The 10,158-nt window shown below is 63.0% G+C and carries 11 protein-coding genes and 1 pseudogene; 8 read left to right on the top strand and 4 right to left on the bottom strand.

All coding sequences use genetic code 11. The features are described 5' to 3' along the window. From INS93_RS24460 to INS93_RS24435, 6 genes and pseudogenes are all read left to right on the top strand, one after another. A pseudogene (locus INS93_RS24460) lies at positions 1-514 on the top strand (electron transport complex subunit RsxC); the annotation flags it as partial. Between the two features lie 150 nt (positions 515-664). Beyond that, the gene (locus INS93_RS24455; RefSeq protein ID WP_192985840.1) at positions 665-1,696 is read left to right on the top strand and encodes an RnfABCDGE type electron transport complex subunit D; all 1,032 of its coding nucleotides are present in this window, start codon (positions 665-667) and stop codon (positions 1,694-1,696) included. A 2-nt stretch (positions 1,697-1,698) separates the two neighbouring features. Beyond that, entirely contained in the window at positions 1,699-2,334 is a 636-nt protein-coding gene (gene rsxG, locus INS93_RS24450; RefSeq protein WP_160020558.1) for an electron transport complex subunit RsxG, read from the top strand. Continuing rightward, entirely contained in the window at positions 2,331-3,038 is a 708-nt protein-coding gene (locus tag INS93_RS24445; RefSeq protein WP_160020559.1) for an electron transport complex subunit E, read from the top strand. The genes rsxG and INS93_RS24445 overlap by 4 nt, the downstream gene beginning before the upstream one ends. 95 nt (positions 3,039-3,133) lie before the next feature. Then, positions 3,134-3,772, top strand: coding sequence for an endonuclease III (nth, locus tag INS93_RS24440; RefSeq protein WP_192985839.1), 639 nt, complete (start codon positions 3,134-3,136; stop codon positions 3,770-3,772). A gap of 111 nt (positions 3,773-3,883) precedes the next feature. Next, entirely contained in the window at positions 3,884-4,063 is a 180-nt protein-coding gene (locus INS93_RS24435; RefSeq protein ID WP_160020561.1) for a PA3496 family putative envelope integrity protein, read from the top strand. Between the two features lie 45 nt (positions 4,064-4,108). Here INS93_RS24435 and INS93_RS24430 read toward each other — a convergent pair whose 3' ends face one another. From INS93_RS24430 to INS93_RS24415, 4 genes are all read right to left on the bottom strand, one after another. Further along, entirely contained in the window at positions 4,109-5,176 is a 1,068-nt protein-coding gene (locus tag INS93_RS24430) for a sensor domain-containing diguanylate cyclase (RefSeq protein ID WP_226945731.1), read from the bottom strand. A gap of 71 nt (positions 5,177-5,247) precedes the next feature. Then, positions 5,248-5,640, bottom strand: coding sequence for a lactoylglutathione lyase (gene gloA, locus INS93_RS24425; RefSeq protein ID WP_192985837.1), 393 nt, complete (start codon positions 5,638-5,640; stop codon positions 5,248-5,250). Positions 5,641-5,708: 68 nt separating this feature from the next. Next, a complete protein-coding gene (locus INS93_RS24420) occupies positions 5,709-6,926 on the bottom strand; it encodes an argininosuccinate synthase (RefSeq protein WP_192985836.1) in 1,218 nt (405 codons plus the stop codon). 117 nt (positions 6,927-7,043) lie between these two features. Beyond that, entirely contained in the window at positions 7,044-7,991 is a 948-nt protein-coding gene (locus INS93_RS24415; RefSeq protein ID WP_420707362.1) for a flagellar protein MotY, read from the bottom strand. Positions 7,992-8,144: 153 nt separating this feature from the next. Here INS93_RS24415 and pyrC point away from each other — a divergent pair, with 153 nt between their 5' ends. Then, positions 8,145-9,191 (top strand): dihydroorotase, encoded by a 1,047-nt coding sequence (gene pyrC / locus INS93_RS24410; RefSeq protein ID WP_192985835.1) that lies wholly within the window; start codon positions 8,145-8,147, stop codon positions 9,189-9,191. Beyond that, positions 9,188-9,862 carry a ribonuclease T gene (rnt, locus tag INS93_RS24405; protein WP_099522109.1) on the top strand — a complete coding sequence of 225 codons (675 nt, stop codon included), beginning with the start codon at positions 9,188-9,190 and terminating at the stop codon, positions 9,860-9,862. Before pyrC ends, rnt begins: the two co-directional genes overlap by 4 nt. Positions 9,863-10,158 lie beyond the last annotated feature (296 nt).

The following is a 10,158-nucleotide window of genomic DNA, read 5'->3' as shown; positions in this document are numbered from 1 at the left end:
GCTCAAGGCCCAGCTGCGCAAGCTGGAGAAGCTCGAAACCCCTGACGACGAGCAGCAGGCCGAAATCGCCCGCCTGCGTCAGCAGCTGGAAGAAGCCGAGAAGTCCCTGGCCGATCTGCAAAACCAGGCGCCTGCGCCGACTGCCAAACCTGCGGGCGACGAAGCCCTGAAAAAGGCCAAGATCGAGCTGGCGATGAAACGTGCCGAGCTGAAAAAGGCCGAGAAGGCCGGCAACGACGAGGCCACGCTGCAACCATTGCGCGACGCCCTGGCCGCTGCCGAACAGGCCCTGCATGTTGCCGAAGCGGCATCGGGCAAGCCGGCGCCGGAACTGGTGCGCAGCGAACGCCCCGGCGTGGATGCCGAACTGAAAGCCTTGAAAACCGAAGTGGCCTTCGCCCGCGCCGATCTGCGCAAGCTGGAGCGTGATGACAACGCCGCAGCCGATGCGTTGGAGCAGGCACGTACACGCCTGGCCGAGGCCGAACGCAAGCTGGCGGAATATCAGCCGTAACGCCTCTCCCGGATTGCATCCGGGCTACAAAAGAAACCCATCGCGCCGGAACAGCCGGGCGACACAGACAACCGTAGCCCGGATGCAATCCGGGGAATGAACACCAACTGCGATCACTACGAGCGCAGTAACAGAACCACCGGAGCGCCGATGGCCCTGCCCCGCATCACATCGCCCCACGCCACAGGCAGCAACCGTACCCAGCAGGTCATGCTGCAGGTGCTGCTGGCCACCGTGCCGGGCATCCTCGCCCTGACCTGGCTGTTCGGCGCCGGCACGCTGTTCAATCTGGTATGGGCCTGCCTCTGCGCGCTGGGCTTCGAAGCCGCGCTGCTGGCCGCTCGCCAGCGCCCGCTGGCGTTCTTCCTCAAGGACTACAGCGCCCTGGTCACCGCCGTGCTGCTGGCTTTGGCACTGCCGCCCTATTCGCCCTGGTGGCTGACCCTGGTCGCCTGCGGTTTCGCCATCGGCTTCGGCAAGCAGCTCTATGGCGGACTCGGGCAAAACCCGTTCAACCCGGCCATGGTCGGCTACGTGGTGGTACTGATTTCCTTCCCGGTGGAGATGACCAGTTGGCCGGCCCCGCATGGCGTCGCCGCGCTGGACGGCCTCAAGCACATACTCGGCATTGCCAATCTCCCCGATGGCTGGGCACAGGCCACCGCGCTGGACGCACTCAAGGTCAACAAAAGCCTGACCATCGACGAACTACACGCCAGCAATGCAGCCTTCGGCCACTTCGGCGGAGCCGGCAGCGAGGCGGTCAACCTGGCGTTTCTCGCTGGCGGCCTGTACCTGCTGCACAAGCGTCTGATCACCTGGCACGCGCCGCTGGGCATGCTCGCCGCGCTGTTCGTCATGAGCCTGCTGTTCTGGAATGGCAGCGGCTCGGACTCCAACGGCTCGCCGCTGTTCCACCTGCTGACCGGCGCCACCATGCTCGGCGCCTTCTTCATCGTCACCGACCCGGTTTCCGGTGCCACCAGCAACCTGGGGCGCCTGGTGTTCGGCATCGGCGTCGGCGTGCTGGTCTACGTGATCCGTACCTGGGGCGGCTACCCGGACGCGGTGGCCTTCGCCGTGCTGCTGATGAACCTGGCGGCGCCGACCATCGACTACTACACCCGGCCGCGCAGCTACGGCCACCGCAAGCCCAACAGCGGCTTCAAGCTGGGAGAATGAACATGCTGCCGGAAATCAGCCGCTCGATGCTGAAGAACGCTCTGGTACTCGGCCTGTTCGCCATCGGCACCGTCGGCAGCGTTGCCCTGCTGCAACAGGGCACTGCCGAGCGTATCGCCGCAGCCGAACGCGAGGCCCAGGTGCGCGCGCTGGCCGAAATACTGCCGGTCGGCAGCTATGACAACCATCTGCTGGACAACCGCATCGAACTCAACGCTCCAGAGTTGGGCCACCGCAGCCCACAGTCGGCCTACCTGGCATTGAAAGGCGACCAGTCCAGCGCACTGATCCTGCCGGTGACCGCACCGGACGGCTACAGCGGCGCCATCCACCTGCTGGTGGGCATCTTCGCCGATGGCCGCTTGGCTGGCGTGCGCGTGCTCAGCCACAAGGAAACACCGGGCCTGGGCGACAAGATCGAACTGGCCAAGAGCGACTGGGTACGCAGCTTCGAGGGCAAGTCCCTGAGCGACCCCGGTGAAGACCGCTGGGCGGTGAAGAAAGATCGCGGCGACTTCGACCAGTTCGCCGGTGCCACTATCACCCCGCGCGCGGTGGTCAAGGCCGTGCACGGCGCCCTGCGCTACTTCGACAAGCACCGCGCCCAGCTTCTGGGCCTGGCGGAGGACGAGCAATGACCAGTTACCGCGAAATCAGCCTCAACGGCCTGTGGAAGAACAACCCGGCACTGGTGCAGTTGCTCGGCCTGTGTCCGCTGCTCGGGGTAAGCAACTCCACGGTCAACGCCCTTGGCCTGGCGCTGGCCAGCGCCGTGGTGCTGGTGTGCTCGAACACCGCCGTATCGCTGGTGCGCGGCGTGGTCAACACCGCCGTGCGTCTGCCGGCCTTCGTCATGATCATCGCCGCACTGACCACCTGCATAGAACTGCTGATGCAGGCCTTCACCTACGAGCTGTACCAGATCCTCGGCATCTTCATCCCGTTGATCACCACCAATTGCGTGATTCTCGGCCGCGCCGACGGCTTCGCCGCCAAACACGATCCGGCCCGCGCTGCCTATGACGGCCTGATGATGGGTCTGGGCTTCGGCCTGGTGCTGGTGCTGATCGGCGCCGTGCGTGAATTGCTCGGCACCGGCGCGCTGCTGGCCAACATGCACCTGCTGTTCGGCCCGATTGCCGCCGACTGGAAACTCACTCTGGTGCAGGACTACCGGGGCTTCCTGCTGGCCATCCTGCCGCCGGGCGCCTTCATCGTGCTGGGCCTGTTGATCGCCGGCAAGAACCGCATCGATCAGATCGCCGCCGAACGCGCCAAGGCCGTCGCCCCCGAGGCGCCAGCACAGAGCCGTCGTGTGCGGGTCACCGGCGTGATCGAATGACGCCACAAGCGAGCGACCGTGGCCCGGATGTAATCCGGGAATGCCCAAACCACCTGCCCCGGATTGCATCCGGGCTACGCCTGAAGCCCTGAGCCATGAACGCAGCCAAACGCCTGGAAATCTTCCGCCGCCTGCACGAAGACAACCCCGAGCCGAAAACCGAACTGGCCTACAGCTCGCCCTTCGAACTGCTGGTGGCGGTGACGCTGTCGGCTCAGGCCACAGATGTCAGCGTCAACAAGGCCACGGCCAAGCTGTTTCCGGTCGCCAATACGCCGGAGGCGATCTACGCCCTGGGCGTGGAGGGCTTGAGCGAATACATCAAGACCATCGGCCTGTACAACAGTAAGGCGAAGAACGTCATCGAGGCTTGCCGCATCCTCATCGAGAAACACGGCAGCCAGGTGCCGGACAACCGCGAAGACCTCGAAGCCCTGCCCGGCGTCGGCCGCAAGACTGCCAACGTGGTGCTCAACACCGCTTTCCGCCAGTTGGCCATGGCCGTGGACACGCATATTTTTCGCGTCAGCAACCGCACCGGCATCGCACCGGGCAAGAACGTGGTCGAGGTGGAGAAGAAGCTGCTCAAGTTCGTGCCCAAGGATTATCTGCTCGACGCCCACCACTGGCTGATCCTGCACGGGCGCTACGTCTGCACCGCGCGCAAACCACGTTGTGGCGCCTGCCGCATCGAAGATCTGTGCGAGTACAAGGCCAAGACTTCCGATGATTGATCGGCCATAGAATCCGACGATCTCCTGATTGAAAAAATCTTTTTTACCCGCTCAATTTTTGCCGCTATAAGGTGCGCAAACGGCCCCGGTAACTGGCCTGGAGTGGAATAGATGAGCACTGACAAAGAAGACCTCGAGCTGGACGAAGACTTTGTCGCGGAAGAATCGGACGATGCCGAGCCTGTGGTAGAGGTCGCCAAGACCAATCTGACCAAGCGCCGTATCATCGACAACTTCCTCGAAGAGCGTCGCCTGCACAAACAGCTGGCCGAATACGATTTCGATATCTGATCGCGCCGCAACGAGAAGCCCCGCCCGCAAGCGGGGCTTTTTGCATCAGCCGACAGCGCGCAATGCGCGGCGTGCACACTTGTTGGCATACATCGCCGCGTCGGCCTGCACCAGCAGGCTGTCGAGTCCCTCATCGGGATTCAGCGACGATTCGCTGATCCCCATGCTCATCGAGAGGCTCTGACCGGCTCCGCCGTCTGCGCTAAGCAATGCCTGCTCCAGACGCTGCAGCACCTCTTCACTGTCGCTGTAGTCGCTGGCCAGCACGACGAATTCATCGCCGCCCAGTCGAGCGATCACGTCTGTAGTGCGAAACTGGGTCTTGAGCACTTCGGCCGCCGCCCTGAGCAAACGATCCCCGGCACCATGGCCGAAGCGATCATTAACCGGTTTGAGTTCATCGAGGTCGGCGTACAACAACAGGCAACGGCCCTTGCGCCGCTGCGCCGTACGCAGCTCGCGTTCGGCCAGGAGGTGAAAACCACGACGGTTGTACAACCCGGTCAGCTCATCAGTCAGCGACAGCTGGCGCACCGCCTGCTCGGCCAGCTGGCGTTCACGCACCTCGCCCTGCAGTCGCCGATTGGCCTCGGCCAGCTGCGCCGTGCGCTCTTCTACGCGCTGCTCCAACTCGGCATAGACCTGGATATTCTCCAAGGCCACCGAGGTGGAGTCGGCCAAGGCCTGCAGCAGCTGAATCTGCTCGTCGCAGGCCCGATAAGACTCCGCCCAATAGGTGCCAATGGCGCCGATCGGCTCCAGGGTGCGGATAGGCACCATGACCAGGCTCTTGACGAACGTAGGCCGATACAGCTCATGGGGAATGCGCGAGTCAGCGTAGATATCGGGAATCACCGTGGCGCGACGATTGAGCATGGCCCACCCACTGATACACGTACTCAGGGGAAAGCGCTGGCCCTTCCACAAGGGCGATATGGCGTCCTCGTCGCGATAGAAGCATTGCTGCCCATCGCGCAGAACGAAGGTGGCGCCGTCGGCCCCGGTCAGCTCGCGGGCCGCGCTGCGGACAATCTCCGCCACACGGTCCACGTCCTTCGCCATCGACAGCTCCTGAACCACGTGAATAAGGCGCAAGGCCTTGGGATCAGCCATCATGGAGCACCTCGCCGATCGGCGAATAGCCACTATCTCTGTAAGCATTTACTTACAAAGACTTCCAGCTGTCAATCGCTTCGCTTGGGCGACAGAAGCTCGACCTTGTAGCCGTCAGGGTCCTCGATGAAGGCCAGGATGCTGCTGCCATGCTTCATCGGGCCGGGCTCGCGGGTGATATTGCCGCCGCGACTGCGAATGTCCTCGCAGGCCTTGTAGACGTCCTCGACTTCCAGGGCGATATGGCCGTAGCCGGTGCCCAGCTCGTAGCTGTCCACGCCCCAGTTGTGGGTCAGCTCGATCACACTGTTGTGTGCCTCGTCGCCATAACCGACGAAGGCCAGGGTGAACTGTCCGTCCGGATAGTCCTTGCGCCGCAGCAAGGTCATGCCCAGCACTTCGGTATAAAAGGCGATGGATTGGTCCAGGTCGCCGACGCGCAGCATGGTGTGCAGCAGTCTCATGGGGTCACTCCTCCAGAAAGCAGAACCCCGGCACATGGCCGGGGTCCTTGTAGCGCAGGTGACTCAGCTTAGACCAGCTTGCGGCCCTTGCCTGCGGCAATGCGCATGCGCAGGGCGTTGAGCTTGATGAAGCCCGCGGCGTCCTGCTGGTTGTAGGCGCCGCCATCTTCCTCGAAGGTCGCGATATTGGCGTCGAACAGCGAATCGTCGGACTTGCGGCCGGTGACGATGACGTTGCCCTTGTACAGCTTCAGCCGTACCACGCCGTTCACGTTGGCCTGCGACGCGTCGATCATCTGTTGCAGCATCAGACGCTCCGGGCTCCACCAGAAACCGTTGTAGATCAGGCTGGCGTACTTCGGCATCAGATCGTCTTTCAGGTGCGCCACTTCACGGTCGAGGGTGATCGACTCGATGGCGCGGTGGGCCTTGAGCATGATGGTGCCACCGGGCGTCTCGTAGCAGCCACGAGACTTCATGCCGACGAAACGGTTCTCGACGATGTCCAGACGGCCGATGCCGTTCTCGCCACCGATGCGGTTCAATTCAGCCAGTACGGTAGCCGGGCTCATGGCCTTGCCGTCGATGGCGACGATGTCGCCGGCGCGGTAGGTCAGCTCGATATAAGTCGGTGCATCCGGTGCTGCCTCAGGGGAGACAGTCCATTTCCACATGTCTTCTTCGTGCTCGGTCCAGGTGTCTTCCAGCACGCCACCTTCATAGGAGATGTGCAGCAGGTTGGCATCCATGGAGTACGGCGACTTCTTCTTGCCGTGGCGCTCGATCGGGATGGCGTGCTTCTCGGCGTAGTCCATCAGCTTCTCGCGCGACAGCAGGTCCCACTCGCGCCATGGGGCGATGACTTTCACACCTGGCTTCAGCGCGTAGGCGCCCAACTCGAAACGCACCTGATCGTTGCCCTTGCCGGTCGCACCGTGGGAGATGGCGTCGGCGCCGGTCTCGTTGGCGATTTCGATCAGACGCTTGGCGATCAGCGGACGGGCGATGGAAGTACCCAGCAGGTACTCGCCTTCGTAGACGGTGTTGGCGCGGAACATCGGGTAGACGAAGTCACGGACGAATTCTTCGCGCAGGTCGTCGATGTAGATTTCCTTGACGCCCATCGCCTGAGCCTTGGCGCGGGCCGGTTCGACCTCTTCGCCTTGGCCGAGATCAGCGGTGAAGGTCACCACTTCACAGTTATAGGTATCTTGCAGCCACTTGAGGATCACCGAGGTGTCCAGGCCACCGGAATAGGCCAGAACTACCTTTTTGACGTCCGCCATGCCATCACTCCACGGGTTGTACGATAAAACCGGTGATTCTACTGACCCTGCGGGGCAATTTACAGGGGCGCGACAGCTTGTGACGACGAAGCGACGGCGAGAATGGGCGTTTTTGCCTCAGGAGGGCGTACTTCCGGCCGGATCGACCGGGGGGCTCGGTGGAACGGCTTGCGGTTCGCTCTGTACCGGGACTTCCGGAGCGGGCACGCGATCCAGGCGCAGGGTCGCACGACGGTTCTTGGCGCGATTGGCTTCGTTGTTGTTTGGCACCAGCGGGTAACGCTCGCCATGAAAGCGCATGGTGATCTGCTCGACCGCTACGCCACCGGCCACCAGATACTCCTGCACGGCCAGCGCACGACGGCGTGAGAGGTCGCGATTGGTCAGACGATTACCGCTGTTGTCGGCGTGACCATCAATCTGGAAGCTGTTGATGCTCGGGTCGGCCTTGACGAAGTCGAGGATGATGTCGAGCTTGGCCTTGGCCATCGGATCGAGATCGATGCCCCCCCCCGGGAAACCGATCTGCGCCTGGCGAATCTGATCGAAATTGACCGGCAGCAACTTGGCGATACAGGCCTGGTAATCGTCATAGGCCTTGTGAAACTTCACCGGCAGCAAACGCACTTCCAGATTATCGCCACCGCTGAGGGTGCGATGACGTACCAGCGGGCTGCGCCCTTCGAGCAAACCGGTGAGCAGCCGCGAACCCTGCTCCTGCGAGCTGTTGAACGGCACCTCACCATTGCCGACGCTGACCACGCCGAGGTTGATGTCGCCGCGCCCTGGCTGCCAGGGCGCAGCCGCCGCCAGCAAGGTCGCCGAACCTGCGCCCATCCAGCGCTCGCGCGCCTTGAGACGAAAGGTGACCTGTTCACCCGCGCGGCGTACGAACTCGCCACTACCGAAATTGCTGATCGGCTGGCTCAGGCGACACTCGAACTGATCACCCTCAACCGTCCACTCCACCTTTTCCAGCCGCGTCTGGAAGCTGATGGCATGCGCTGGCAAGCACAAAGGCATGCCAGCCAGCAGGCTGATCAGAAGGAAATTGGGCGCACGCACGGTCGACTCCACGGCGGTTCACGGCATTCTTACGGGGTATCGGTCAGGCGCGCGGAAACTTGACCCCCTGCGTGCAATTGTCGCGTCGCCGCGAGCGCGAACAGGCGCTTTTCAGTTACCATGCGGCCACGTTTTACCCGCCTGGAAGCCTCCATGTCCGACCTCCTGACTCTCCTGCGTCCCGATGACTGGCACATTCACCTGCGCGACGGCGCGGTGCTGCCACACACCGTCGGCGACGCCGCGCGCACTTTCGGCCGCGCCATCATCATGCCCAACCTGGTTCCGCCGGTACGTAATGCCGCCGAAGCCGACGCCTATCGTCAGCGCATCCTCGCGGCGCGCCCAGCGGGCAGTCGCTTCGAGCCGCTGATGGTGCTCTATCTCACCGACAACACCAGCCCCGAAGACGTGCGAGCGGCCAAGGCCAGCGGTTTCGTGCATGCGGCCAAGCTTTACCCGGCCGGCGCTACCACCAACTCCGACTCGGGCGTGACCAGCATCGACAAGATCTTCCCGGCACTCGAAGCGATGGCCGAAGTCGGCATGCTGCTGCTGGTACACGGCGAAGTGACCCGCGCCGAGATCGACGTATTCGACCGCGAGAAGACCTTCATCGACGAGCACCTGACCCGTGTGGTCGAGCGCTTCCCGACGCTGAAAGTGGTGTTCGAGCACATCACCACCCGTGACGCGGTGCAGTTCGTCGAGGCCGCCTCGGCCAACGTCGGCGCTACCATCACCGCGCACCACCTGCTGTACAACCGCAACCACATGCTGGTCGGCGGCATTCGCCCGCACTTCTATTGCCTGCCGATCCTCAAGCGCAACGTGCATCAGGAAGCCCTGCTCGACGCCGCCACCAGCGGCAACCCCAAGTTCTTCCTCGGCACCGACTCGGCGCCGCACGTCAAGCACGCCAAGGAAGCCGCCTGCGGCTGCGCCGGCTGCTACACCGCCTATGCGGCCATCGAGCTGTATGCCGAAGCCTTCGAACAGCGCGGCGCGCTGGACAAGCTGGAAGCCTTCGCCAGCTTCCACGGCCCGGACTTCTACGGCATGCCGCGCAACAGCGACACCATCACCCTGGTGCGCGAGGAGTGGACCGTGCCGGCCACCCTGCCGCTGGGCGACAACAGCGTGGTGCCGCTGCGCGCCGGCGAAACCCTGCGCTGGAAATTGCTGGAGGCCCAGGCGTGAGCGAAGACAACTACGACGACGAACTCGAACCCAGCCTGCCGTCCGGCCCGCGCACGCCCATGGCGGCGCGCTTTCGCGGTTATCTGCCGGTTGTGGTGGATGTGGAAACCGGCGGTTTCAACTGCGCCACCGATGCCCTGCTGGAAATCGCCGCGACCACCATCGCCATGGATGAGAGCGGCTTCCTCTACCCGGATCACACCCACTTCTTCCGCATCGAACCCTTCGAAGGGGCCAACATTGAGCAGGCCGCGCTGGAATTCACCGGCATCAAGCTCGACCACCCGCTGCGCATGGCAGTGAGCGAGGAGCACGCGCTGGGCGAAATCTTCAAGGGCCTGCGTAAGTCGATCAAATCGGCTGGCTGCAAGCGCGCGATATTGGTCGGTCATAACAGCAGCTTCGACCTCGGCTTCCTCAATGCCGCGGTAGCCCGTTGCGGCATCAAGCGCAACCCCTTCCACCCCTTCTCCAGCTTCGACACCGCGACCCTCGCCGGCCTCGCTTACGGCCAGACCGTGCTGGCCAAGGCCTGCCAGACTGCCGGTATCGAGTTCGACGGCAAGGAAGCACACTCCGCGCGCTACGACACCGAGAAGACCGCCGAACTGTTCTGCGGCATCGTCAATCGCTGGAAGGAAATGGGCGGCTGGGACGAATTCGATCAGTGAGCCTCTGCGCAGCGATCGAACCCCATGAAAAAACCGGCGTCCGCCGGTTTTTTTAGGCTCTTCGCATAGTTTTGGGACAAGTGCAGATTGGCACCGGACTGGCAAGTTTGTGTGTTCTGCGTGCAGCGCTATTCATATCCGGGCAAGGATCATTGGCGTGTCGATCTTTCGTCTTGGTTTCGCCCCTCACGGGCGAGCAACCGTGTTCAGCGTCAAGCCACTTGAGGCCTGAAATGAGCCTGATCACGGAGCATCGCATTGAGGATGGTAAGCAATTTCCGCATGCAGGCGACGAC

It is taken from the genome of Pseudomonas sp. EggHat1, assembly GCF_014892995.1.
Taxonomy (GTDB): domain Bacteria; phylum Pseudomonadota; class Gammaproteobacteria; order Pseudomonadales; family Pseudomonadaceae; genus Aquipseudomonas; species Aquipseudomonas chaetocerotis.
The sequence above is the reverse complement of the archived record's forward strand: the minus strand, read 5'-3'. Positions and strand labels throughout refer to the sequence as shown.

Excerpts from the sequence above, each read along its gene's own strand:
- nth (WP_192985839.1), top strand. The coding sequence starts at position 3,134 with ATGAACGCAGCCAAACGCCTGGAAATCTTCCGCCGCCTGCACGAAGAC.
- INS93_RS24455 (WP_192985840.1), top strand. The coding sequence starts at position 665 with ATGGCCCTGCCCCGCATCACATCGCCCCACGCCACAGGCAGCAACCGT.
- pyrC (WP_192985835.1), top strand. The coding sequence starts at position 8,145 with ATGTCCGACCTCCTGACTCTCCTGCGTCCCGATGACTGGCACATTCAC.
- INS93_RS24435 (WP_160020561.1), top strand. The coding sequence starts at position 3,884 with ATGAGCACTGACAAAGAAGACCTCGAGCTGGACGAAGACTTTGTCGCG.
- INS93_RS24420 (WP_192985836.1), bottom strand. The coding sequence starts at position 6,926 with ATGGCGGACGTCAAAAAGGTAGTTCTGGCCTATTCCGGTGGCCTGGAC.
- INS93_RS24445 (WP_160020559.1), top strand. The coding sequence starts at position 2,331 with ATGACCAGTTACCGCGAAATCAGCCTCAACGGCCTGTGGAAGAACAAC.
- INS93_RS24430 (WP_226945731.1), bottom strand. The coding sequence starts at position 5,176 with ATGGCTGATCCCAAGGCCTTGCGCCTTATTCACGTGGTTCAGGAGCTG.
- gloA (WP_192985837.1), bottom strand. The coding sequence starts at position 5,640 with ATGAGACTGCTGCACACCATGCTGCGCGTCGGCGACCTGGACCAATCC.
- rsxG (WP_160020558.1), top strand. The coding sequence starts at position 1,699 with ATGCTGCCGGAAATCAGCCGCTCGATGCTGAAGAACGCTCTGGTACTC.